Source organism: Pseudomonas avellanae BPIC 631 (assembly GCF_000444135.1).
In the GTDB taxonomy this organism is placed as follows: Bacteria; Pseudomonadota; Gammaproteobacteria; order Pseudomonadales; family Pseudomonadaceae; genus Aquipseudomonas; species Aquipseudomonas avellanae.
The window spans coordinates 26,865-52,442 of record NZ_ATDK01000229.1 but is presented as its reverse complement, the minus strand read 5'-3'; the positions used below and the strand labels follow the sequence as shown (position 1 = coordinate 52,442).

Below are 25,578 nucleotides of genomic sequence, written 5' to 3'. Positions count from 1 at the left end.
ATTCACTCCGAAGCAGGCCGCATGGCGTCCTGCGAAAAAAAGCGCCGGTGACTGGACACCGGCATCCGCGCCCGTATGGACGCTTGTTCTTCACTGTCGCGTGTGGCCAGCAGCACGGCTTCACCCTGCGCTTGCTGAGCCAGTACGCGGCCCCATGGATCAACGATGGCCGCGTGTCCGTAAGTCTCGCGAGGCCCCGGATGGACCCCGCCTTGTGCCGCCGCCAGCACGTAGCACTGGGTTTCGATGGCGCGCGCCCGGATCAGAATGTCCCAGTGCGCAGCGCCGGTGACCGCAGTGAAGGCCGACGGGGCCGTGATCAGTTCAGCACCGGCTTCACGCAGCGCGGTGTAAAGCTCCGGGAAGCGCAGGTCATAACACACGCTCAACCCCAGACGACCGACCGGCGTATCGACCACCACAACCTTGCTGCCGTGAGCATAGTCATCCGACTCACGGTAGCGGCCTCGGCTGTCAGCAACATCCACGTCAAACAAATGCAGCTTGTCATAGCGCGCTATCTGATCGCCATGCTCGTCAATCAGCAACGAACAGGCCGTGACCTTGCCCGTTGGCTGCGCGTTCGACGGCAGTGGCAACGTTCCGGCAACAATCCATAACTTGAGGTCGCGAGCGGCCAGTTTCAACCATGGCAGGATGGGGCCGTGCCCATCAGCCTCGGCAAGACCGATATCCGCGACATCACGCCGCCCCATTGCGACGAAGTTTTCCGGCAGCACGGCAAGCCTGGCACCACCTTCTGCCGCCTGTTCGAGCAATCGGCGGGCGCTGGCCAGATTAGCCTGGACATCGCTCTGGCTGACCATCTGAATCACAGCGAAGGTCATGGCAACGTGCTCCTTGAGGACATGGCCACCACTGTACTCCAAGAGACGCTACTGGGGCTTTTCAAATGGCTTGTCGAAGGTGATCTTCGGCTCTTTCCACGGGCCTTCGACCTTGTACTGCACGCTGGCGAAGCGGGCAACCCGGTCGCCCAGCAGCTTGTCGACCAGAAACAACGCGCCGCCAATGGCCGGCGCGCCGACAATCAACGCGGCGATAGGCAGGTTGTTGGTCACCGGCAAGGTCACCAACAGCTTGGCATCGACGCGGTCGCGAACCATGTCCAGCGTACCGTTGAGTTCCAGATTGCTGGACGGCCCGGTCAGCGTGATCGGGCTGCGCGTCACGTAAACGCCGTCGCTGGCCACCAGCAGCCCTTTGACCCGGTCATAGCTGAGGCCTTTACCGAGCAGGTCGGAGAAGTCCAGACGCAAACGGCGACCAATGGAATTGAAGTTCAGCAGCCCGAATACGCGCAATGCCTGGGCACCGCCCTCCACTTCGACAAACTGACCTCTGTTCAACGTGGCATCCAGGCTGCCTGAGTAGCGCTTTAGCCCTACCCACGCAGGTGAGCCGGGCCAGCGCCCGTCGACGTTCATTTCAAAGCTTTCGCTGGTGACGGTCGGGGCGAAGTTCCAGGCTTTGAGCACGTCCTCTAGATTCTTGCCGGCCATACGCCCTTTGAACCAGCTGCTGCTGGTTCCCGGCGCACCTTCCCAGGCACCGTCGCCTTCCAGCAGGATGCCTTTGAGCCCCAGGCTCAGGTCAGACATGCGCATCCCGGTCGGCGTCGGCCGAATCTTCAACGCCCAGGCACCCAATAACTGGTCGCCCTGAAACAGTTGCGAGATCTTGATATCCAGCGCCGGAATCTTGCGCGGGTCAACGTCAGCCAGCGGATCGGGCGCGTTTTCGACCACGGTGGCATTCGGATCGGTCGCAGGCAGGCGCACATACGCCATGTTGATACCGATCGGCGCAGCTTTGGCGTCTGGCAGCGTTGCCGTGCCCTTGGCCAGCGCGCTGTCCAGCGACAAGGCCCAGGCCGCAGCGCTGCGCTGCAATTGAACACGCACGTCATTGAGCGTTGTGCCAATCGCGGTCAGCTTGCCAATCTGCAGGTCCACGCTGTTAAGCCGCTGTTTTGCACTGCCACCCGGATCATTGCTGGAGTATCGCTCTGCCAGCGCCTGCCACGGGGCAATGTCCAGTTCGGACAATTCACCGCGGATCCGCAAGCCCTTGGCGTCTGGCACGACGGCCCCGCCGCGCCCCAGATACAGCTCGCCGCGACCGTCGGCAAACTTGCCACCCGGCGCTGCGAAAGCGAAGTTCGCCAGGTTGTCGTACGCCACACCCAGCCTGCGCTCTGGGCCTTGCAGGGTCATGCGAAATTCGCTCGGGCGCTCTTGATCGGCGGCTTTGCCAAACGGCGCAGGCAGATCGATTGCCACACCCTTGAGCGTGGAGTTGATCAGCAACGGGCTGTCTTTGCTGTCCAGGGTCAGTTGCAACTGATAAGGCAAGTCACCCGACGCGGGTACCGGCTGGGTGACGCTCAGCCAGTCCGTCAGTTTCTTCACGGTGATTTGCCCGTTTGCCGTGATACGCGTGACATTCGCGCCCGGCTTGCCTTCGGCCGCAATTTCAGCCGTCACCGGACGATCGAACGCTTGTGCCCTGATGCCTTTGCCGCTCAGCCCACTGTTGCTGTCAAAACGGAAGTCACCCTTGAGCCGGGTCAGCTCCAGCACCGGATCTGCCAGTTTCAGACGCGCATTGTCGGTGCTGAAATCCACCACGACCTTTGGCTCGACGCCCTTGGCCAGCGGGATATCCAGCTTGAGCTTACCTTCCAGCGGGCCTTCGCCCTGCCAGCCGGCAAACGTGCTGCCCGTGCCGATGGGCGCTTGCTGAAGAATCTTCAGGCCATCGACCAGGCTTCCGGAAAAGTTACCGTCCACCAGCAGGTGGCTGTCCTGACCCGACGGCACATGGGGAATGTTGACCAGCACATTGCTGACTCTGGTGTCGAACAACTGCCCCTTGCTTGCATTGACCCGCACGCCGCTGTTTTCAACGTACACCTTGCCATCCACGCCGGTCAGCGAAGGCCAGCCCGGCTGGAACGCCAGCGTTGCATTGCTGACATCGAAAAACAGACTGATGACATGCGCAGTGTCGGGCGAATTCTTCTTCAGCGAACCCTGGTACTGGAAAAAACCTTGCTTGACCGCACCACTCACCACGGCAGTGCGCAGCCAGTGATCGAGTTCCGGGCTGAGCGCGGTAGGCAGGTATTTGCTGGTGTAGCGACCATCTCCATCGACCATGCCGACCCGCAGGTCCATGTAGTCTTCCTGATCGTGGCTGAGGTGAATTCTGATCAGGAAGTCCGCCGCGATCTTGCCTTCATCGCCAAGCACCTTGATATACGGCGCGATCAGGGTGAACGCCTGATCATCCAGCTTCCAGGTCAGGCGGGCATTGGCTTTCTGATAGCGCCACGGCTTGGCGAAGATAGGGTCCAGGTGCAGCATGAAGTCGTCGGTGGCAAGCCGCAGTTCGCCCTGCCCCAGATCGCCATTGATCGCGCCGCTGACATTTCCGGCCGCCGGTGCGCCGCGATAGGCATTGAAACCGACCTTGTCCAGATTGGCGGCAAAACCCAGGCGCTTGTCGCCGGTGGCCTGCGGGCGGTAATCGAGCAGTACGTTGCGAAGCCCGCCCGTCACCTTGAGTCCATCGACCACCGCCATTGCCTTCTCCGGCAATGGCGCGAGGGAGTCGACCAGTGGCGTGAGAGGTGTCAGGTCCAGGCGGTCAGCCTGCACATGCCAAAGCTCTTCGCGGTCAGGCGTTGCAGCGGTCTGGGTCAGTTGCAGGCGGCTTTCCCAGCGGTCGCTGCCCAGGTTCATCGCCAATGAATCAAGGCTCAGGTCGAAGCCGGTCACGGTACGCGCGAACCAGGCGTTGAGCGCCAGATTATCGATGGTCGACGGCTTGCGATCGGCATAGACACCTTTGATCTGCGGGGCATTCAGGCGCGCAGTCGCGCTTTGCACGGTGCCCTTGCCCCAACTCATCCACAGGTCGCCGCCGGCTTGCAGCCTGGAAAGCGTCCATTCACGGGTGAGGCTTTTCGGCAGCCATTTGGCCCAGTCGCTTTGCGGCAAGCTGGCGTAGGCATCCGCCTCGCCCTCTTTCCACTGGCTGGCCTGGATACGTGAGCGCACATTCAGCGCAAACGGCTGGCCATCCGGCAGGGTCAGGCGTGCATCCAGGCGCTGGTGATAGCTGCCGGTGGTCAGGCTCAGGTTTACGTAGGTCAGGGTCAGCGGCGCGGCGTCGAGCGGTTGCACCGTCACTTGGCTGTCGAGCAGCGACAGGTGCGACACCATTTGCATTTGATTGAGCAACTGCCCTGGGTCGAACGGGGTGTCGTTACGCACCGGCAAGCCCTGTACGGCCCAGCCGCCCTCCTGGTCCTGCTTGATCGTGAACTGCAGACCGTCCACTTCAAGATGCGCGATGCGCACTTGACGCGCCAACAGGCTTGCCCAGAGATCAGGAACAACCCGCACACGGTCCAGACGCAGGGCATTGGCGCCCTCACCGACCATGACGTCGTGGGCCAGCAATACCGGGGCAAACCTGCTCCAGCTGCCTTCCAGGCTGCCAATGCTCAGCGGTATGCCCAATGCGCTGCTGGCTCGGGTTTCTACATCGACGCGGTATTCGGCAACCAGCGGCGTCAGTTGACGGCCGAGGCTGACGTACAGCGCCGCGAGCACCAGAATCAAGGCGCAGAGGCTCAGGCCCCAGCGGGTCAGGGTTGCAACGGCACGCGGAAGACGCCCCATCTCAGGATGCCCTCCGCTGCGGGATGCAAAGACCGCAATCGGCGAATCTATTCCGGCTCAAGTGTGCAGCTGCGCTCAGGTCCAGGTTTTGCTCGTTTGCCACACATCATTCTCGATAAAACGGCATACCTGCCAGAAACCCGTTGGGCGCTTGTCATAATATTTCATACGCTCAGCAGCTTCAGAGCAGCACCACGTCGTATTGTTCCTGCGAGTACATGGTTTCTACCTGAAAACGGATGGTGCGGCCAATAAAGCTCTCCAGCTCAGCCACGTTGCCCGACTCTTCGTCGAGCAAGCGGTCAACCACACGCTGATTGGCCAGAACGCGATAACCCACCGCCTGATAGGCCCTGGCTTCGCGCAGGATTTCCCGGAAGATTTCATAACAAATGGTCTCTGGAGTCTTCAGCTTGCCCCGGCCCACGCAGCAATGGCAGGGCTCGCACAGCACTTGCTCAAGACTTTCGCGAGTGCGTTTGCGCGTCATTTGCACCAGGCCCAGCTCGGTGATACCGATGATGTTGGTCTTGGCGTGATCGCGCTCCAGTTGTTTCTCCAGCGTACGCAGCACCTGACGCTGGTGTTCACCGTCTTCCATGTCGATGAAATCGATAATGATGATGCCGCCCAGATTGCGCAGGCGCAGTTGGCGGGCGATGGCTGTTGCCGCCTCCAGGTTGGTCTTGAAAATGGTTTCTTCCAGATTGCGATGCCCGACGAACGCACCGGTATTGACGTCGATGGTGCTCATCGCCTCGGCCGGGTCGATCACCAGATAACCACCGGACTTGAGCGGCACCTTGCGATCGAGGGCTTTCTGGATTTCGTCTTCGACACCGTATAGATCGAAAATCGGCCGCTCGCCCGGGTAATGCTCAAGGCGGTCGGCGATTTCAGGCATCAGTTCAGCCACGAACTGCGTGGTTTTCTGGAACGTTTCCCGCGAGTCGATGCGAATTTTCTCGATTCGCGGGCTGACCAGGTCACGCAAGGTCCGCAATGCCAGACCCAGGTCTTCGTAGATCACGGTGGGCGGGCTGACGGTCTTGATCTGATCGCCGATCTGGTCCCAGAGCCTGCGCAAGTAACGAATGTCCATGAGGATTTCGTCGGCACCGGCGCCTTCCGCAGCGGTGCGCAGAATAAAGCCACCGGCCTCTTTGATGCCTTCCTGGGCGACACAATCGCTGACAACTTTTTTCAGTCGCTCGCGCTCGGCCTCGTCTTCGATTTTCAGAGAAATCCCGACGTGGGCAGTACGCGGCATGTACACCAGATACCGCGACGGAATCGACAGCTGCGTGGTCAGGCGTGCGCCTTTGCTGCCAATCGGGTCTTTGGTGACTTGCACCACCAGGCTCTGACCGTCATGCACCAGCGACGCAATGCTCTCGACGGCAGGCCCTTCACGCATGGAAATTTCCGAGGCATGAATGAATGCTGCGCGATCCAGACCGATGTCGATGAACGCCGCCTGCATGCCCGGCAACACCCGCACCACCTTGCCTTTGTAGATGTTGCCGACAATGCCACGACGCTGGGTGCGTTCGACGTGCACCTCTTGCAGTACACCGTTTTCTACCACTGCCACCCGCGATTCCATCGGGGTGATGTTGATCAGAATCTCTTCACTCATGACTTGTCACCTTCCAGGCATTGCCAGCAGGGTATGCCGAAACGGCTGAGCAGTTCTGCGGTTTCGCACAGTGGCAGACCCACCACAGCAGAATAGCTGCCATGCAGACCTGCAACGAAAATCGCCGCCAGGCCTTGAATCGCATAGCCTCCGGCCTTGTCGGCAGGTTCGCCGCTGGTCCAGTAGGCGTGAGCCTCATGGGGTTGAATCGAGCGAAAGCGCACGCGACTGGTCACGACACAGGTTTCACTGCGCTGCCGGTCAGTCAATGCCACGGCGGTGAGCACTTCATGTTCGCGCCCGGACAGCGCGGCAAGCATGGCCAGCGCATCGGCTTGATCAACCGGCTTGCCGAGAATGCGCCCGTCGAGCACCACTGCCGTGTCAGCCCCCAGCACACAGGCCTGCTGATCAACCGGCAATACGGCCAACCCGGCCTGAGCCTTGCCAAGCGCAAGACGCTCGACATAGGCAGCCGGGGTTTCAGCGTCGAAGGGGGTTTCGTCGATCTGAGCGCTGAGTACGGTGAAGGGCACACCGATCTGAGTCAGAAGTTCGCGACGGCGCGGCGAGCCAGAAGCCAGATAAAGCGAGGGCATAAGGACATCTCCGTGTCTGTACGGGTGGGCGCGATGGACGCTGCAGAGCGCCGCGCTCACCTTGCGCTTAATTGATTTTCAAACGTTTGCGCAATCCACGCAGACCATAACTGACCCAAGGCCACAACAGCGCACTGACCAATGCAGGCAACACCAACGCCAGGGTTGGCTGGCGATTGCCCGTCAAGGCACTGAGCCACAACTGTGCAAGCTGCGCCAGACCGAACACCACCAGCAGCACCAGGCACTGTTGCCACATGGGGAACATGCGCAAACGTTGCTGCAAGGACATCACCAGGAATGTGATCAGGCTGAGGATCAGCGCATTCTGGCCGAGCAGCGTGCCATACAGCACGTCCTCCATCAGCCCCAATATCCACGCAGTGGTCATGCCGTATTTGTGCGGCAGCGCCAGTACCCAGAAGGTTAACAGCAAGGCCAGCCACAGCGGCCGAAAGATTTCCATGAACTGCGGCAGCGGCGAAACACTCAGCAACAGACCGATTGCGAACGTCAGCCAGACCACCCAGCCGTTGCGCCCGGAAACATGACTAACCATCGATAGGCTCCCGGGTGTTGGCGTTGGAAGGCGTGGACGCAGCGGGACGCGACGCAGCAGGCCGGGCGGCGGGCCTTGCTGCCGGTGTCGCGGCAGGCGTGGCAGCCGGAGCTGGCGTCGCGGGTTGCGCGGCGGGTTTATGAGTCGTTGTACTGCCGGGGAACGTCGGCACCGTTGCTTGCGGCCACATCGGGAATGCCGGTGTTGGCGGCGGCAAGGTCGCCATGACCGTGGGCTCGAGGCCCTTGTCGATCGACTCCTGAGCCTGCGCGGCATCGGCAGCGCGCTCTTCGGGCGAGCGACCGTCGGAGAACACCAGCAACAGGTAGCGACTGCGGTTCAAAGCTGCCGTAGGCACGGCGCGGACAATCGCGAAAGGCTGGCCGGAGTCGTGAATGACCTCCTTGACCGTGGCCACCGGGTAGCCTGCCGGAAAACGCTGACCAAGGCCGGAGCTGACCAGCAGGTCGCCTTCCTTGATGTCTGCGGTGTCCGCCACATGCCGAAGCTCAAGGCGTTCCGGGTTACCAGTGCCGCTGGCGATGGCACGCAGGCCGTTGCGATTGACCTGCACCGGAATGCTGTGGGTCGTGTCAGTCAACAGCAGCACCCGCGAGGTATAGGGCATCAGTTCGACAACCTGGCCCATCAGGCCGCGCGCATCGAGCACCGGCTGGCCGAGCACCACGCCATCGCGCTCGCCCTTGTTGATGATGATGCGATGGGTGAAGGGGTTTGGGTCCATGCCGATCAGCTCGGCGACCTCGACCTTCTCGTTGACCAGCGCTGAAGAGTTCAGCAGCTCGCGCAGGCGCACGTTCTGCTCGGTCAGTGCCGCCAGCTTTTGCAGGCGACCTTGCAGGAGCAGCGCTTCGGTCTTGAGTTTTTCGTTTTCGGCGATGAGTTCTGTGCGGCTGCCGAACTGACTGGCAACGCCCTGATACAAACGTTGTGGCAGATCGACGACCCAGTAGGACTGCATGAGCACCATCGACATCTGGCTGCGCACGGGCTTGAGGATCGTAAAGCGGGCGTCGACCACCATCAACGCTACCGACAGAACGGCCAGCACCAGCAGACGTACACCCAGCGACGGGCCTTTTGCGAAAAGCGGTTTAATAGGCCGCTCCTCCGGGGCATACGATCGTTGGATCGAACTTCGATTGGCAATTATTCATGCGGTATGTAACCGGCCTGGACAATGAGAGGGATAGGCACCCTGTTTCGGCGTCAGCCTGAGGCATACAGGTAGCACATACGCCACCTGCATACAAAAGACTCCGTGAAAGGCACCCCGGCGAATTACTCGCTGGAGAGCAGATCCATGGTGTGCTTATCCATCATTTCCAGCGCACGGCCACCGCCACGCGCCACACAGGTCAGCGGGTCTTCGGCGACGATCACCGGCAGACCTGTTTCCTGAGCCAGCAGTTTGTCGAGGTCACGCAGCAGCGCGCCGCCACCGGTCAGTACCAGGCCACGCTCGGCGATGTCCGAAGCCAGCTCCGGAGGCGATTGCTCCAGAGCGCTCTTGACCGCCTGAACGATGGTCGCCAGCGACTCCTGCAGCGCTTCGAGCACTTCATTGGAGTTCAGGGTGAAGGCGCGCGGGACGCCTTCAGCCAGGTTGCGCCCACGGACGTCGACTTCACGTACTTCACCGCCCGGGTAGGCAGTGCCGATTTCCTGCTTGATGCGCTCGGCGGTGGATTCGCCGATCAGGCTGCCGTAGTTACGACGCACGTAAGTGATGATCGCTTCGTCGAAACGGTCGCCGCCCACACGTACGGATTCGGCATACACCACACCGTTGAGGGAGATCAGCGCGATCTCAGTGGTGCCGCCGCCGATGTCGACAACCATCGAGCCACGTGCTTCTTCGACCGGCAGGCCGGCACCGATCGCAGCAGCCATAGGCTCTTCGATCAGGAACACTTCACGCGCGCCTGCGCCCAAGGCCGACTCGCGAATGGCGCGACGCTCAACCTGAGTGGATTTGCACGGAACGCAGATCAGCACACGAGGGCTAGGCTGCAGAAAGCTGTTTTCGTGGACCTTGTTGATGAAGTACTGCAACATTTTTTCGCAGACGCTGAAATCGGCGATGACGCCGTCTTTCATTGGGCGAATGGCGGCAATGTTGCCTGGAGTACGGCCCAGCATACGCTTGGCTTCGGTACCGACAGCGACGACACTCTTCTGATTGCCGTGAGTACGAATGGCAACGACAGAGGGTTCATTCAGGACGATACCGCGCTCACGCACGTAAATAAGGGTGTTGGCAGTGCCCAGGTCGATGGATAGATCACTGGAAAACATGCCACGCAGTTTCTTGAACATGGGATAAGGGACCCTAGGGAACGCGTGGTAAAAAAAGTGCGGCAAACTCTAACAACGACAGGGATTTTGGGCAAGGAGCCAATATGCTAAATTGGCGGTTTTCCGAACACGACCCTCGACGTTAGCGGCTTGAGACAGTAATAACGCGATAGTGTTCCGCAATTGGCAACAAAGCAAATCCGTCAGCATTCCACTGGAGATACCCCATGGCGCTTGAACGCTCCGACGTGGAAAAGATCGCTCATCTGGCCCGACTTGGCCTTAATGACGCCGATATTCCGCGTACTACCGAAGCACTTAACAGCATCCTCGGGCTGGTCGATCAGATGCAGGCCGTCGACACCACCGGCATCGAACCACTGGCTCATCCGCTGGAAGCGACCCAGCGCCTGCGCGAAGACGCGGTAACCGAGCGAAATCGACGCGACACTTACCAAGCCATCGCACCAGCGGTCCAAGACGGACTTTATCTGGTTCCGAAAGTCATCGAGTAAGGGAAAGCGCCTGCATGCACCAAATGACTCTGGCCGAGATCGCTCGCGGACTCGCCGAAAAAAAGTTTTCTTCCGAAGAGCTGACCCGCGTTCTGCTGTCGCGTATCGCGCAGCTTGACCCACAGCTCAACAGCTTCATCAGCCTCACCGAAGACCTGGCCATCACCCAGGCCCAGGCAGCAGACGCCCGCCGCACGGCCGGTGAAAACGGGCCGCTGCTCGGCGCCCCGCTGGCGCACAAGGACCTGTTCTGCACCCAGGGCATTCGCACCAGCTGCGGCTCCCGGATGCTCGACAACTTCAAGGCGCCGTACGACGCCACGGTGGTGTCGAAACTGGCTTCGGCCGGCACGGTGACGCTGGGCAAGACCAACATGGACGAATTCGCCATGGGTTCGGCCAACGAGTCCAGCCACTATGGCGCGGTGAAAAACCCGTGGAACCTGGAATGCGTGCCTGGCGGCTCCTCTGGCGGTTCGGCTGCGGCAGTTGCTGCCCGCCTGCTGCCTGCGGCAACCGGCACCGACACCGGCGGCTCGATTCGCCAGCCAGCGGCGCTGACCAACCTCACCGGCCTCAAGCCGACCTACGGTCGTGTGTCGCGCTGGGGCATGATTGCATATGCGTCCAGCCTTGATCAGGCAGGCCCGATGGCTCGCACCGCCGAAGATTGCGCGCTGCTGCTGCAAGGCATGGCCGGTTTCGACCCGCAGGACTCCACCAGCATCGACGAGCCGGTCCCGGACTACTCCGCCAGCCTCAATACCTCGCTCAAGGGCCTGCGTATCGGCGTGCCGAAAGAATATTTCAGTGCAGGCCTCGACCCGCGCATCGCGCAGTTGGTGCATGAAAGCGTCAAGCAACTGGAAAAGCTCGGCGCAATCGTCAAGGAAGTCAGCCTGCCGAACCTGCAACACGCCATTCCTGCCTATTACGTCATCGCTCCGGCAGAGGCATCGTCCAACCTGTCGCGTTTCGACGGCGTGCGCTTCGGCTACCGCTGCGAAGACCCGAAAGACCTGACTGACCTGTACAAGCGCTCGCGCGCAGAGGGCTTTGGCCCGGAAGTGCAGCGACGCATCATGGTCGGCGCCTACGCGCTGTCGGCGGGTTACTACGACGCCTATTACTTGCAGGCGCAGAAAATCCGCCGCCTGATCAAGAACGATTTCATGAGTGCATTTGCCGAAGTCGACGTGATCCTCGGCCCGACCACGCCCAACCCGGCCTGGAAAATCGGCGCCAAGACCAACGACCCGATTGCCGAATACCTGGAAGACTTCTACACCATCACCGCCAACCTGGCGGGCCTGCCCGGCTTGTCCATGCCAGCGGGCTTTGTCGATGGTCTGCCGGTCGGCGTGCAATTGCTCGCCCCGTATTTCCAGGAAGGCCGTCTCTTGAATGTGGCGCATCAGTATCAGCAAGTCACTGACTGGCACACTCGCGCACCTGCAGGCTTCTGAGGAGAAACACATGCAATGGGAAGTCGTCATCGGGCTTGAGATTCACACTCAGCTTTCGACCCGATCAAAGATTTTTTCCGGCAGCGCCACCACGTTCGGCTCCGAGCCCAACACCCAGGCCAGCCTTGTCGATCTGGGCATGCCGGGCGTGCTGCCAGTGCTGAACAAGGAAGCCGTGCGCATGGCCGTCAAGTTCGGCCTGGCGGTAGATGCCGAAATCGGTCAGCACAACGTGTTCGCCCGCAAAAACTATTTCTACCCGGACCTACCCAAGGGCTATCAGATCAGCCAGATGGAGCTGCCGATTGTCGGCAAGGGCCACCTGGACATCCCCTTGGAAGACGGCACGGTCAAACGCGTCGGCATCACTCGCGCGCACCTTGAAGAAGACGCCGGCAAAAGCCTGCATGAAGACTTTCAGGGCATGACCGGGATCGACCTGAACCGTGCCGGCACGCCGCTGCTGGAGATCGTTTCCGAGCCGGACATGCGCAGCGCCAAAGAAGCCGTGGCCTACGTCAAGGCTATCCACGCGATTGTCCGTTACCTGGGCATCTGCGACGGCAACATGGCCGAAGGCTCGCTGCGTTGCGACTGTAACGTGTCGATTCGCCCCAAGGGCCAGGTCGAGTTCGGTACTCGCTGCGAGATCAAGAACGTCAACTCTTTCCGTTTCATCGAAAAAGCGATCAACAGCGAGATTCAGCGCCAGATCGACCTGATCGAAGACGGCGGCAGGGTCATCCAGCAGACGCGTCTGTACGACCCGAACACCAACGAAACCCGCGCCATGCGCAGCAAGGAAGAAGCCAACGACTACCGTTACTTCCCTGACCCCGACCTGTTGCCGGTGATCATCGAAGACTCGTTCATCGAAGAAACCCGCGCCACACTGCCGGAACTGCCACCGCAGAAACGCGAACGCTTCCAGAGCCAGTTTGGCCTGTCGACGTACGACGCCAGCGTGCTGGCCTCCAGCCGCGAGCAGGCCGATTACTTTGAAAAAGTGGTCAGCATCAGCGGCGACGCCAAGCTGGCCGCCAACTGGGTCATGGTCGAACTGGGCAGCCTGTTGAACAAACAGGGTGTCGAAATCGATCAGTCGCCGGTCAGCGCCGAGCAACTGGGCGGCATGCTCAAGCGCATCACTGACGACACCATTTCGGGCAAGATCGCCAAAATGGTTTTTGAAGCGATGGCCAATGGTGAAGGCAGCGCCGATGAAGTAATCGAGAAGCGCGGCCTGAAACAGGTAACCGACAGCGGTGCCATCGAATCGATGCTCGACGAAGTACTGGCTGCCAACGCAGAACAGGTCGAACAGTACCGTGCAGCGGATGAAGCCAAGCGCGGCAAGATGTTCGGTTTCTTCGTCGGCCAGGCCATGAAAGCCTCCAAAGGCAAGGCCAACCCACAGCAGGTCAACGAACTGCTGAAGGCCAAACTGGAGGGTTGATCGCCCCACGCTCCGGGCTCATCGTCATGCATAAGTCTCGATGGGCCGGGAAAATGGGTCTGAAACCGTAGCACCAGACGGACTGCAGATCTCTGTGGGAGTGAGCTTGCTCACGAAGACTATGGTCCAGGCACCCTGTCTCTTGGGGCTGTACCGGCCTATTCGCGAGCAAGCTCGCTCCCACAAGTTTTGTATATCACGCAGACTATTGATACGAGCGTCAGGTAGATCTTGCAGAACCCCATCCCACTGGCACTCAGGACCCCACCCATGCGCCGACTTCTTCTTGCCAGCAGCCTGCTGACCTTGCTGGCTGGCTGCGCCAATAACGTCATTGACCCACACGGTTATGACGAGACCGGCACCGCCGCGTACTACGGTGCCCGCCATCATGGCAATCGCACCGCCAGCGGCGAACCGTTCAATCAGAACGCCCTGACCGCTGCCCACCGGCAGTTGCCATTTGGCACCCGCGTCAAAGTCACCAACCTGAACAACGACAAATCAGTGATCGTGCGTGTCAATGATCGTGGCCCGCACACACGGGGTCGTCTGATCGATGTCTCTCGCGAAGCAGCCGAACAACTGGGTATGCTGCGCAGCGGCACCGCGCCAGTTCGCGTTCAAGCCCTCGACTAAGCCCTCGATCAAGGACACACCCCTATTCTCCAGCTATCGGCCCTGCCCGCCCCCGCGCTGATTCAGATGCTCAGTGGTTTGCTGTTGCTGTTGATCGGGGCCGAGCTGTCAGTGCGCGCTGCCGTGCACCTGGCGGCGATTTTCAAGGTTCGGCCACTGATCATCGGCCTGACTGTCGTGGCGATGGGCACCAGCGCGCCTCAAATGGCCGTCAGCCTGCAGGCCGCGTTTTCCGACAACACCGACATTGCCGTGGGCAGCGTCATCGGCGGCAACATCTTCAATGTGCTGGTCATCCTCGGGCTGTGTTCGCTGATCATTCCGTTGCGCGTGGCGCGTCAGGTATTGCACATCGACATCCCGCTGATGATCGGCGCCTGCCTGCTGGCCATCGGCCTGTCGTGGAGCGGCGAGTTCAGCAAATTTGACGGTGCGCTGCTTCTGGTCGCGCTGCTGGTCTGTCTGGTCATCATCATCCGCCAGGGAGGCCAGGGCCCACGTCACGGGCGCGCCGCCACAAGCGGAAAACCGCGCACCTTCACGCGCATGGCCATGTTGGCTGTCGGCCTGCTGATGCTCGTCGCGGGCGGGCACTTGCTGGTTGATGCCTCGGTGGTTATTGCCATCCACCTGGGGCTGTCCGAGCGTATTATCGGCCTGACCGTCATTGCCATCGGCACCTCACTGCCCGCGCTGATGACTTCCTTGATCGCAGCGCTGCGCGGCGAGCGCGATATCGCAGTAGGCAATGTGATCGGTAGCAACCTGTTCAACCTGCTGGGCGTGCTGGGGCTCACCGCGCTGGTCGCGCCGATGCCGCTGACCGTCTCGCCGAACGCGCTGGTTTTCGACCTGCCGATCATGCTCGGTGTTTCGCTGCTGTGCGTGCCACTGTTCTATTCCGGCTACCGCATTGACCGTATCGAAGGCTTGCTGTTGCTGGCGTTGTACCTGACCTACGGGCTGCATATCCTGGCGATCAGCACCGGCATGGCGCTGGCCGAAAGGCTCGAAGGCTTGATGCTGACTTTCGCTTTGCCTGTGCTGGGCATTATCGTCGCGTGGGGCACTGTTCGCGCCTGGCGACGCCAGCACTGATCTCAATCCACATTTGCTCAAGGGGAAAGCCATGACAGACAAGACAATCAACAACGGCGAACAGATCCGTCGTCAGGTGATGGGCGATGTCTTCGTTGACCGCGCACTGGGCAATGCCACCGAGTTCAGCCAGCCACTGCAGGATTTCGTCAACGAGCACGCCTGGGGCAGCGTCTGGAGCCGTGAAGGTCTGCCGCTGAAAACCCGTAGCCTGATCACCCTGGCCGCCCTCACCGCCCTTAAATGCCCGCAAGAATTGAAAGGCCATGTGCGTGGCGCGCTGAACAACGGCTGCACGGTCGAAGAAATCCGTGAAGCACTGCTGCACTGTGCGGTATATGCCGGTGTGCCAGCGGCTATCGATGCATTTCGGGCCGCGCAGGAAGTGATCGACAGCTACGTCAAGCCGGACTGATCCAGCCGCCCCATTGCAGGATGAAAATCCCTACGTTGGTGGTGACCGCTGCGGCCAGGGTGGTGATGACGATGATCGCTGCGGCCAGCTCGTAATTGCCGTTGGCGGTGCGCGCCATGATGTAGCTGGCTGCGGCGGTCGGGCTGCCGAAATAAAGAAACAGAATGCCCAGCTCGGGACCGCGAAAGCCCAACAGCCATGCGGCCAGTGTGCAGATTAGCGGCAAGGTGATCATCTTCATGACGCTGGCACTGACGGCCAGCTTGCCGCTCTTGCGCAACGACGCCAGCGACAACGTGCCGCCGATGCAGATCAATGCCAGCGGCAGGGTCATCTGTGCCAGCAAGCTGCCGGAAGTCTCCAGCCATTTGGGCAGGCCGATGCCAAAGTAGGCAAAGGGCGAGGCGATGATCACGCTGATGATCAACGGGTTTACCAGCACACTCTTGAAAATGCTCCACGGATCGGACTTGATCACCGGGCTGTAGACAGCCAGCACCACCGTCGACAGCGTGTTATAGAAGACGATGACCAGCGCCGCGAGAATGGCCCCCAGGGAAATCCCTACCGGCCCATACATGCTCGCCGCCAGCGCCAGGCCGATCACACCGTTGTTACCGCGGAACGCGCCCTGCACGTAGATGCCGCGCTCTTCGTACGGGCAACGCCATATAGCCCAGCCCCAGGCAAAAGCGAAACTCAACAGCGTCGCCGCACTGAAAAAAATCAGCAGGCTGGGTTTGAGCGCGGTGCGCAGATCGGCATGGAGGATGCCGAGAAACAACAGCGCAGGCATGGTGACGTTAAACACCAGCCCCGAAGCGGCGACGATGAACCCGTCGTTGATTGCGCCGATACGCCGCAGCAACACGCCCAGAAACAGCATGGCAAACACCGGGGCGGTGATGTTCAGGGTTTCGAGAAAAATAGCCAGCATGCAACACACCCGATCCCGTCGTTAGGTAGCTCATGATAGGCTACCCGTGACAGGCATGTTGCAAGGAATTTCCGAAAAACCTACGCCATTGGCCTCATTGCCTGTCAGACGATGCGACTGATTTCCGCTGCCGGCTGCAATTTGCGCTCGAACACCGACACGCCATCCAGATCGCGCAGGGCGACAGACATTTCGCCCGTCTGCCCGTCGATATTCACCTCACCAAAGAATTGATAACCCGCAAAAGGCGAGGTGTTCTGCGCGGGAGGCGCCTTCTGGAACACCAGTTCAGGTCCGAAGGTCTTGTCCAGCACGTTAGGGCCGAAGCTGCCCGCATTCAACGGCCCGGCGACGAACTCCCAGAACGGATCGAAATCCTGGAACACCGCCAAGTCCGGCTGATAATGGTGCGCGGCGCAATAGTGCACATCGGCGGTCAGCCACACACAGTCGCGAATCTTCTGCGCACACAAGTAAGCCAGCAGCTCGGCAATTTCCAGCTCACGGCCCAGCGCCGGGCCATCGTTACCGTTGGCAATCGCTTCCCAGCGCGGCACGCCCGGGCTCACTTCGCCATCCGGTACACCCAGGCCGATGGGCATGTCAGCGGCAATCACTTTCCACTGCGCAGTGGACGCATCAAGTTCACGCTTGAGCCAGTCGAGCTGCTCACGCCCTATAAAGGCAGTCGTCGGGCCAGGCTTGTCGGCCAGATTGGCGTCATTGCCATCGCGGTAACTGCGCATGTCGAGAACAAACACGTCGAGCATCGGCCCGTAGGGAATCTTGCGATAGATGCGCCCGCCCTTGTCCGCCTCTTGCAGGCGTAGCGGCGCGTACTCCAGATACGCCTGGCGGGCACGCGATGACAACAGCTGGATGTCCTTGACCTTATAGCGATCATCCAGCTGCTTGCTGGGCGACCAGTTGTTGGTCACTTCGTGGTCGTCCCACTGCCAGATCTGCGGCACTTCGGCGTTGAAGCGGCGCAGGTTTTCATCCATCAAATTGTAGCGGTAATTGCCACGGTATTCGTCGAGGGTTTCCGCGACCTTGCTTTTCGCCTCGGTGGTGATATTGCGCCAAATGCGCCCGCCCTCGGCCGTGATCTGCGCCGGCACCGGGCCGTCGGCGTAAATAGTGTCGCCGCTGTGGATAAAAAAGTCCGGCAAGCGCAGGCGCATGGCTTCATAGATGCGCATGCCGCCGATGTCCGGGTTGATGCCAAAGCCCTGCCCGACCGTATCGCCACTCCAGACAAAACGGATATCGCGGCGCTGCTGTGGCATGCTGCGCAAATGCCCGAACCACGGTTCGCTGGCGACACCGGTTTGGGCATCTTCGAACGAGACACGGTAGAAAATCGCCTGATCGACCGGTAACCCGCTTAATTCGACACGCGCTGTGAAGTCAGTGCGCTGATCGGCCAGCGCCGACACCACACGGCGTGGCTGGGTGAACATGCTGCGGGTGTCCCACTCGACTACCATGCGCGAAGGCCGGTCGCTGCGGCTCCAGACTATCGCCTTGTCACCGAATACATCGCCGGATTGCACGCCGTCGGCCATCTTCGGACGATCCTGCACCGAGGCGATGACCGCTGGTGCAACACCCGGTAACAGCAGACCGGCACCGACGGCACCAACGGCCTGAATGACACGGCGACGTTTGAGATCGAACTGGCTCACGGTTATCCCCTCGCTAACAGGCAAAAAAGCAACGTAGCAGGGCAATGTTGGCGCTGTGTGACAGAGGCGCCAATTCTCGACAGCTCAAGCCATCAACGACTGGTAGCTGGTAAACTCCCGCGCTTTATTACAGCCCGAGGCGCTTGGCATGTCTTCCCTGAATCAGGCGCTCAGCGTCGCCCTCGATAATCGTCGACCGTTGCTTGCCGAGTTGCACACACAAGGCACGGACTGCTATCGCCTGTTTCATGGCAGCCAGGAAGGCGCCAGCGGCCTGACCATCGACCGCTACGGCCCGCAATTGCTGGTGCAGAGCTTTCACGCCAGCCTGGATCGCGAGACTTTGCTCGCCGTGCATGCGCAGATCAATACGTACCTGGGTGTGGAAACACTGCTGGTCTACAACGATCGCTCGCAGGGCAACTCGCGGGTGGACCGTGAGGACACCGTCTACAAGGCCGAAGAAGCGGCCCTGGCCGACCATGTCGGGCATGAATGGGGGCTCAATTACCGGGTTCGGGGGCGGCATGCCGGTCAGGACCCGCTGTTGTTTCTCGACCTGCGTAACACGCGCGGCTGGGTCAAGCAGCACAGTGCTGGCAAGAGCGTGCTGAACCTGTTCGCCTACACCTGCGGTGTCGGCCTCAGCGCTGCGGCCGGTGGTGCCAGCGAGGTGTGCAATCTGGACTTCGCCGAAGGCAATCTGGCCGTGGGCCGCGAAAACGGCGCGCTTAACCCACAGCTGCCGACCATGCAATTCATTCAGTCCGATTACTTCCCGGCGATCCGCCAACTGGCCGGGTTGCCTGTCGCCGCGCGGCGCAGCCAGCAATTGCCCAGCTATGTGAAACTGCAGCCGCGCCACTATAACCTGGTTCTGCTCGACCCTCCCGCCTGGGCCAAGAGCGCGTTCGGCACCGTTGACCTGTTACGCGACTATCAAAGCCTGCTCAAACCGGCCCTATTGGCGACGGCAGATGGCGGCGTTCTGATCTGCTGCAACAATCTGGCAAAGGTCAGCATGCAAGACTGGCGCGAGCAAGTGCTGCGCTGCGCCACCAAAACCGGCCGCCCGGTCCGTGAGTGGCAAGAGATGCTGCCTGCCGGGGACTTCCCATCTCAAGACAATCAGCCACCGTTGAAGACGCTGATCCTGCAACTCTGATTCGTCGCCTGAAATTGGAAAAGCAATACTGGAAAGTTCCTACAAGCCACGACGGCAGTACCTCGGGAACCGAACAAGCGTGCCATACTCCAAGGGCTTCCAAAAGAGAGAGACGCCGCCGCCCATGTCCAAAGGATTGAAACGCACATTTGGCTCACTGCTGGCTGTGATCGTGCTCTACAGCTTGCTGGGGTTTTTCATCCTCCCCGGTGTCGCCCTGCGTATCGCGAATCAGCAACTGGCCAATTATTCGACCGTGCCCGCCAGGCTCGAACGCCTGGAATTCAATCCCTACACGCTGGAACTGACCCTCTGGGGCCTGAACATCGGCACGCCGGGCAAAGAACAGGTGGCGTTTGAAAAGCTCTACGCCAATCTGCAGATCGATAGCCTCTGGACCAAAGCGCTGCACCTGCAACGCGTCGAACTGATCAAACCCAAAGCCGAGCTGTTGTTCGACAAGCAAGGCAAGCTCAATCTGGCGCAGCTGTTCAAGCTGCCTGCCAGCGAACCTGCGAAAGACCAACCGCCGAGCAAGCCGTTTCCGCTGCGTATCGGCGAAATCAAGCTGGCTGATGGCTACGTGCACTTTCAGGACGTGCGCCCCAGCCAGCCGATCGAATTCCTCTACGACGCACTGAATTTCGAACTCAAAAACCTCAGCACCCTGCCCGAAGACAATGCCGACATGACACTGGTCGCGGCAGGCCCCGATGGCGGGCAGATCGACTGGGTGGGCCGCATCAGTCTGGTGCCGATCACCTCCGAGGGCACGTTGAAGGTCACGGACGGCAAGATGAAGCTGTGGTGGCCTTATGTACGTGACGCCCTGCCGCTGGCGCTTGAAAATGGCGTGCTGAATTTCAGCACCGCGTACAAGCTCGACCTCTCCAAAGAAACCGAACTCAAGCTGACCAACCTGTCGGCCAGTGTGGCGCCCTTCGCGCTGAACACCCCCGACGGTCGCCCACTGGTGCGCCTGCAACGCCTGGATGTCAGCGAAACATCGGTTGATCTGGCCCGGCAACTGGTCACCGTCGGCAAGATTCGCAGCCAGAAGCTCGAAACCTGGGCAGCGCGCGAAGCCGACGGCCAACTGGACTGGCAAAAACTGTTCGCCAACCCTGCGGGCAAGGCAGGCGCGCCGAAAAAACCGGCAGTGGATGAAAAGGCCGCTGAACCCACTCCCGCCACGCAGACTGACGCGCAGGCCAATGCTCAGCCGAGCAAGCCGTGGCAAGTGCTGTTGCGCGACGTGCAGTTGCGCAATTACACGGTCCACTTGGCCGATCGCGTACCCAAAGAGCCTGTTGCTCTGGATGTTGGCCCGCTGAATCTGGACATGCAAAACTTCGACAGCCTGAACAAATCCCCCTTCACGCTCAAGCTCGACACCGGTCTGGGCAAACAGGGCAATCTCACTGCAACCGGCGACGTTAACCTGAACCCGGTGAGCGCACGATTGAACGTGACCACCCGCGACATCGATTTACGCGTCGCGCAGGCTTACATCAGCCCGTTCATTCTTCTTGAACTGCGCAGCGGCATGCTTGGCAGCGATCTGGCGGTCAACCTGAAAAGCACCGAGCCGCTGGCGTTCAGCGTCACGGGCAAAGCCCAGGTCAATCAGCTTCACACGCTCGACACGCTCAAACAGCGCGATTTTCTCAAGTGGCAGCAACTGGAGCTCGAAGGGCTGGACTACCAGCACAGCACAGGCCTGTCGATTGCCAAAGTCAACATGAGCCAGCCTTACGCGCGCTTCATGATCAACGAAGACCGCACCACCAACGTTGACGACCTGCTGATTCCGCAGCCCGGTGACAAGGCTGCCTCGCAGCCAAAAACAGCCAAGACGCAGCCCAAAACCAAAACAGAGAACCCGCTGGCGATCTACGTTGGTGAAGTGAACATCAAGGACGGCTCGGCAAACTTTGCCGACATGACCCTGACGCCCAACTTCGCGACCGCGGTGCAGCAACTCAATGGTCGCATCGGCACGATCGACAACCGCAAAGCCACTCCGGCCCCGGTTGATATCGAAGGCAAGGTAGACCGCTATGCACCGGTGACCATCAAAGGCAGCCTCAACCCTTTCGACCCGATGGCCAGCCTCGACATCACCACCAGCTTCAAGCGCGTCGAGCTGACCAACCTGACGCCGTACTCGGGTAAATTCGCCGGCTTCCGGATCCGCAAGGGCAGGCTCAACCTCGATCTGCATTACCTGATCACCAAGGGCCAGCTCAAGGCACAGAACAAAGTGCTGATCGAACAGTTGCAACTGGGCGAACGGGTCGACAGCCCGGATGCACTGGACCTGCCTATTCGCTTGGCGGTCGCGCTGCTCAAGGACACCAAGGGGCGCATTTCCCTGGAGTTGCCTATTGAGGGCGACCTCAACAGCCCTCAGTTCAGCGTGATGCCTATTGTCTGGCAGACGCTGCGCAATCTGGTGCTGCGCGCCGCGCAAGCGCCGTTCAAGATGCTTGGCGGGCTGGTCGCAGGCGGCAGTTCAGAGGACCTCGGCAGCGTGAGTTTCGCGCCAGGCGCCAGTGACTTGTCGGCCGAGGCACAAAAGGCGCTGGACAAGCTCTCAGCCGCACTTAAGGAGCGCCCGGACCTCAAGCTTGAGATTGAAGGCACCAGTGCCGCCAGCAGTGACGGCCCGTTGATTGCCCAGCAGAGGCTGGAGCGGGAATACCAGTATACGTATTACAAGATTCTTCAGAGACGCGGTGACAAGGTCCCGGCCAGGGCCGGGCTGATTCAGGTCCCGGACGATGAGAAAGCGCCGATGCTTGAAGGCATTTACCGAGCTCGCCTGAAACAGCAACCGCCTGCTGAATGGGCAACCCTGGGCAAGGAACAACGCGCAGGCCAGATGCGTGCCGCCGTGCTTAAATTCTGGAGCGGTAACGAGCTGTTGCTGCGTGAGCTGGGCCAGAGCAGGGCCAGTAGCATCAAGGATTATCTGGTGGACACCGGCAAGCTGGAAGATGCGCGCGTGTATTTTGTCGACGCCCGGCTGGGTCAGGCTCAACCGGATGGTAAAGTCGTCAGCCCTCTCCACCTCGACAGTGAATAAACCCTTGGCACGCACCCGAATCAAGATGCTGATCACCCTGACCCTCGCCGCCCTGGCAGGGTCAACCGCTACCTTTTCGTACGCCACCTCAACCTTGCGGTGCGGCAGCCAATTGGTAAGCACCGGTGACCGGGCGTTCGAGGTTCAGCAGAAGTGTGGCGAGCCCGTGAGTCAGGAGGTTCTTGGCACTCAAGAGACCTTTAACAGCACTTATCGCAGGTCAGAGGCGGTCAGGATAGAAGAGTGGATCTACGGCCCTGATAACGGCATGTATCAGTACCTGCGCTTTGAAGGCGGTCGCCTGGTGAGGATTGAAAGCAAGCGTCGTAACTGATCGCCTTGTTGCGTTCAGCTCCTTATGCATATTTCCCGCCCACAATAGAACAGGCCCCAACTCTTCAGCCGGGGCCTGTAATGGCTACATCCTTGTAGCCTCGCATGAACCTTCCATCAATCAATGACTGCGGGTGTTCATGTGCAGTGTTCTATTACTCGGCTTTCAGGCCAGCAGCCGATACATCTTTGACGCCTTTGATTTTCTTGGTGATGGCTACAGCTGTGGTTTTCTGTGCTTCAGTGACTTTTACCATGGAGGACAGGGAAACCACGCCTTTGTTGGTTTCAACCTTGATGTCCGAACCAGGGATGCCTTTTTCAGTCAGCAGGTCAGCTTTGACTTTGGTGGTGATCCAGGTGTCAGAGGTATCTTCTTTGACTTCTTGAGTCGTGGTGTTGGCTGCCAGAACCATCGGAGCTTGGGCCGAAGTCTGAGCGAATGCAGCGTTTGCCATGGTCAGCGTCAGGGCAGTAGCGGTAGCAGCAGCGATAGCGAACTTCTTCATACGATAACTCCTGTTTTTCTCAAAATCTGCGCCAGCTGTGTGGCTGCAGGGTTATCGGTTATGTCGCAAGCGGTGTGCCAAATATGAGATAGGCAAAAAACACTTTAAAATCAATAACTTGAATTTTTCGTTGTTTGACGAAATCGTGCAGATTGCCCGTTCACCACTTCCCGGGCTTGCAAGATGCATGTTCACATCAGGCATTTCGCGCGGTGCAAACGTAAGCCCCTAATTGCACTCATAAAAAAAGGACTCCGAAGAGTCCTTTTTCAAGTGCTGCTTAAATCAATCAGACGCCCGACGCTTTCGCTGCGGCGACGTCTTTGATCGACAGCTTGATACGGCCGCGGTTGTCCACGTCCAGTACCAGTACTTCGACTTCTTCACCTTCTTTCAGGATGTCGGTCACTTTCTCTACGCGAGCGTCGCTCAACATGGAGATGTGTACCAGGCCATCCTTGCCAGGCAGGATGTTGACGAATGCGCCGAAATCGACGATGCGCTCAACCTTGCCCAGGTAGATCTTGCCGATCTCTGCTTCTGCGGTGATACCCAGAACGCGCTGACGTGCTGCTTCAGCCGCTTCCTTGGACTCGCCGAAGATCTTGATCGAGCCGTCGTCTTCGATGTCGATCGAAGCCTTGGTCTCTTCGCAGATTGCACGGATGGTTGCGCCACCCTTGCCGATCACGTCACGGATCTTGTCGGTGTCGATCTTCATCGCGATCATGGTCGGAGCGTTGGCCGACAACTCGTTACGCGACTGACCGATGATATGGTTCATCTGACCGAGAATGTTCAGGCGAGCTTCCAGGGCTTGGCCCAGAGCGATCTCCATGATTTCTTCGGTGATGCCTTTGATCTTGATGTCCATCTGCAGCGCGGTAACACCCTTGGAGGTACCGGCTACTTTGAAGTCCATGTCGCCCAAGTGATCTTCGTCACCCAGGATGTCGGTCAGAATGGCGAACTTCTCGCCTTCCTTGACCAGACCCATGGCGATACCGGCAACCGGTGCCTTCATCGGAACACCAGCGTCCATCAGTGCCAGGGAAGCGCCGCAGACCGAAGCCATGGAGCTGGAACCGTTGGACTCGGTGATTTCCGACACAACACGGATGGTGTACGGGAACACATCAGCGCCCGGCAGCATGGCCTGTACGCTACGGCGTGCCAGACGGCCGTGACCGATCTCGCGACGACCCGCGCCGCCCATACGACCACACTCGCCCACCGAGAACGGAGGGAAGTTGTAGTGCAGCATGAAGGGGTCTTTTTTCTCGCCTTCAAGGGTGTCGAGCAGCTGTGCGTCGCGTGCAGTACCCAGGGTGGCAACAACCAGCGCCTGAGTTTCGCCACGGGTGAACAGTGCCGAACCGTGAGTCTTTGGCAGAACGCCGACTTCGATGTTCAACGGGCGGACAGTGCGAGTGTCACGGCCATCGATACGCGGCTTGCCGTTGACGATGTTTTCGCGAACGGTGCGGTATTCGATTTCACCGAAAGCCGCTTTGACTTCGCCGGCAGACGGGCTGCCTTCTTCGACAGCCAGCTTGGCAACGACCTGGTCTTTCAGCTCGCCCAGACGCGCATAGCGGTCTGCTTTGACGGTGATGGTGTAAGCCTGCGAGATCGCGTCGCCGAACTCGGCACGGATAGCGCCCAGCAGTGCAGTCGCTTCAGGCTTTGGCTGCCAATCCCATGTAGGCTTGGCGGCTTCGGCAGCCAGTTCCTTGATGGCGTTGATGACCACCTGGAACTCGTCGTGGGCAAACAGCACAGCGCCCAGCATCTGGTCTTCGGTCAGCTCTTTGGCTTCCGATTCAACCATCAGAACGGCTTCGGAAGTACCGGCTACGACCATGTCCAGGCTCGAAGCCTGCAGTTGCTCGTAAGTCGGGTTCAGCAGGTAGCCGGTGCTTTCATGGAAAGCAACGCGCGCAGCGCCAACCGGACCGTCAAACGGGATACCGGAGATGGCCAGAGCAGCCGAAGTACCGATCATCGCAGCGATGTCCGGATCGATCTTCTTGCTGGTGGAAACGACGGTGCAGACAACCTGCACTTCGTTCATGAAGCCTTCTGGAAACAGCGGACGGATCGGACGGTCGATCAGGCGCGAGGTCAGGGTTTCTTTCTCGGAAGGACGGCCTTCACGCTTGAAGAAACCACCAGGAATCTTGCCGGCAGCGTAGGTTTTTTCCTGATAGTGCACGGACAGAGGGAAGAAGCCTTTACCAGCATCAGCCTGTTTGGCGCCGACCACAGTCACAAGTACGCTGACGTCGTCGTCAACGGTGACCAATACTGCGCCAGAGGCTTGACGGGCGATACGGCCTGTCTCGAGGGTTACGGTCGATTGACCGAACTGAAACTTTTTGATTACCGGGTTCACGGTTTCCTACCTTTCTTTGTGGCTCTTGGGGAACTGGTTTCTTGCG

20 protein-coding genes are annotated in these 25,578 nt (G+C 59.8%); 9 read left to right on the top strand and 11 right to left on the bottom strand.

What is annotated here, in order from left to right; genetic code table 11:
• Positions 1-2: 2 nt before the first annotated feature.
• The 7 genes from DW49_RS0111110 to mreB form a co-directional block, all read right to left on the bottom strand.
• Positions 3-848, bottom strand: a complete 846-nt coding sequence (locus DW49_RS0111110) for a carbon-nitrogen hydrolase family protein (RefSeq protein ID WP_005620357.1) — start codon at positions 846-848, stop codon at positions 3-5.
• Between the two features lie 48 nt (positions 849-896).
• Positions 897-4,712: a YhdP family protein gene (locus DW49_RS0111105; protein ID WP_024419636.1), complete on the bottom strand. Its 3,816-nt coding sequence runs from the start codon at positions 4,710-4,712 to the stop codon at positions 897-899.
• Positions 4,713-4,893: 181 nt separating this feature from the next.
• Complete coding sequence (gene rng / locus DW49_RS0111100) at positions 4,894-6,351, bottom strand: ribonuclease G (protein ID WP_005620360.1); 1,458 nt, start codon at positions 6,349-6,351, stop codon at positions 4,894-4,896.
• Positions 6,348-6,950 carry a Maf family protein gene (locus DW49_RS0111095; protein WP_005620361.1) on the bottom strand — a complete coding sequence of 201 codons (603 nt, stop codon included), beginning with the start codon at positions 6,948-6,950 and terminating at the stop codon, positions 6,348-6,350. The genes rng and DW49_RS0111095 overlap by 4 nt, the downstream gene beginning before the upstream one ends.
• Positions 6,951-7,017: 67 nt before the next feature.
• Positions 7,018-7,509 (bottom strand): rod shape-determining protein MreD, encoded by a 492-nt coding sequence (gene mreD / locus DW49_RS0111090; protein WP_003377527.1) that lies wholly within the window; start codon positions 7,507-7,509, stop codon positions 7,018-7,020.
• Positions 7,502-8,581, bottom strand: a complete 1,080-nt coding sequence (gene mreC / locus DW49_RS0111085; RefSeq protein WP_005620363.1) for a rod shape-determining protein MreC — start codon at positions 8,579-8,581, stop codon at positions 7,502-7,504. Before mreC ends, mreD begins: the two co-directional genes overlap by 8 nt.
• Positions 8,582-8,811: 230 nt before the next feature.
• Positions 8,812-9,849 carry a rod shape-determining protein MreB gene (gene mreB, locus DW49_RS0111080; RefSeq protein WP_002555108.1) on the bottom strand — a complete coding sequence of 346 codons (1,038 nt, stop codon included), beginning with the start codon at positions 9,847-9,849 and terminating at the stop codon, positions 8,812-8,814.
• Positions 9,850-10,055: 206 nt separating this feature from the next.
• Between mreB and gatC the strand changes: the two genes are divergently transcribed.
• The 6 genes from gatC (at position 10,056) to DW49_RS0111050 (ending at position 15,417) form a co-directional block, all read left to right on the top strand.
• Positions 10,056-10,343, top strand: a complete 288-nt coding sequence (gatC, locus tag DW49_RS0111075) for an Asp-tRNA(Asn)/Glu-tRNA(Gln) amidotransferase subunit GatC (protein ID WP_002555109.1) — start codon at positions 10,056-10,058, stop codon at positions 10,341-10,343.
• Positions 10,344-10,357: 14 nt separating this feature from the next.
• Positions 10,358-11,809 (top strand): Asp-tRNA(Asn)/Glu-tRNA(Gln) amidotransferase subunit GatA, encoded by a 1,452-nt coding sequence (gene gatA, locus DW49_RS0111070; protein WP_024421239.1) that lies wholly within the window; start codon positions 10,358-10,360, stop codon positions 11,807-11,809.
• Between the two features lie 10 nt (positions 11,810-11,819).
• Positions 11,820-13,265, top strand: coding sequence for an Asp-tRNA(Asn)/Glu-tRNA(Gln) amidotransferase subunit GatB (gene gatB, locus DW49_RS0111065; RefSeq protein ID WP_005620386.1), 1,446 nt, complete (start codon positions 11,820-11,822; stop codon positions 13,263-13,265).
• A 270-nt stretch (positions 13,266-13,535) separates the two neighbouring features.
• Entirely contained in the window at positions 13,536-13,904 is a 369-nt protein-coding gene (locus tag DW49_RS0111060; protein ID WP_005620387.1) for a septal ring lytic transglycosylase RlpA family protein, read from the top strand.
• Positions 13,905-13,970: 66 nt separating this feature from the next.
• On the top strand, positions 13,971-15,002 hold the full coding sequence (locus tag DW49_RS0111055; RefSeq protein WP_005620389.1) for a calcium/sodium antiporter: 1,032 nt from the start codon (positions 13,971-13,973) through the stop codon (positions 15,000-15,002).
• 31 nt (positions 15,003-15,033) lie between these two features.
• On the top strand, positions 15,034-15,417 hold the full coding sequence (locus DW49_RS0111050) for a carboxymuconolactone decarboxylase family protein (protein ID WP_003377515.1): 384 nt from the start codon (positions 15,034-15,036) through the stop codon (positions 15,415-15,417).
• Here DW49_RS0111050 and DW49_RS0111045 read toward each other — a convergent pair.
• Together DW49_RS0111045 and DW49_RS0111040 are read right to left on the bottom strand one after the other, a co-directional pair.
• Positions 15,404-16,354 (bottom strand): AEC family transporter, encoded by a 951-nt coding sequence (locus DW49_RS0111045; protein WP_005620391.1) that lies wholly within the window; start codon positions 16,352-16,354, stop codon positions 15,404-15,406. The genes DW49_RS0111050 and DW49_RS0111045 overlap by 14 nt on opposite strands.
• Before the next feature lie 104 nt (positions 16,355-16,458).
• On the bottom strand, positions 16,459-18,042 hold the full coding sequence (locus DW49_RS0111040; RefSeq protein WP_005620393.1) for an alkaline phosphatase D family protein: 1,584 nt from the start codon (positions 18,040-18,042) through the stop codon (positions 16,459-16,461).
• A 148-nt stretch (positions 18,043-18,190) separates the two neighbouring features.
• Here DW49_RS0111040 and DW49_RS0111035 point away from each other — a divergent pair, with 148 nt between their 5' ends.
• The 3 genes from DW49_RS0111035 (at position 18,191) to DW49_RS0111025 (ending at position 22,629) form a co-directional block, all read left to right on the top strand.
• Complete coding sequence (locus tag DW49_RS0111035; protein WP_005620394.1) at positions 18,191-19,207, top strand: class I SAM-dependent rRNA methyltransferase; 1,017 nt, start codon at positions 18,191-18,193, stop codon at positions 19,205-19,207.
• A gap of 124 nt (positions 19,208-19,331) precedes the next feature.
• Positions 19,332-22,295 carry a DUF748 domain-containing protein gene (locus DW49_RS0111030; RefSeq protein WP_024419632.1) on the top strand — a complete coding sequence of 988 codons (2,964 nt, stop codon included), beginning with the start codon at positions 19,332-19,334 and terminating at the stop codon, positions 22,293-22,295.
• A 25-nt stretch (positions 22,296-22,320) separates the two neighbouring features.
• On the top strand, positions 22,321-22,629 hold the full coding sequence (locus tag DW49_RS0111025; protein ID WP_020337805.1) for a DUF2845 domain-containing protein: 309 nt from the start codon (positions 22,321-22,323) through the stop codon (positions 22,627-22,629).
• A 154-nt stretch (positions 22,630-22,783) separates the two neighbouring features.
• On the opposite strand, the gene DW49_RS0111020 is transcribed toward DW49_RS0111025, so the two are convergent.
• Positions 22,784-23,137 (bottom strand): BON domain-containing protein, encoded by a 354-nt coding sequence (locus tag DW49_RS0111020; RefSeq protein ID WP_003377509.1) that lies wholly within the window; start codon positions 23,135-23,137, stop codon positions 22,784-22,786.
• Positions 23,138-23,426: 289 nt separating this feature from the next.
• The gene (gene pnp / locus DW49_RS0111015) at positions 23,427-25,532 is read right to left on the bottom strand and encodes a polyribonucleotide nucleotidyltransferase (protein ID WP_005620399.1); all 2,106 of its coding nucleotides are present in this window, start codon (positions 25,530-25,532) and stop codon (positions 23,427-23,429) included.
• Between the last annotated feature and the right edge of the window lie 46 nt (positions 25,533-25,578).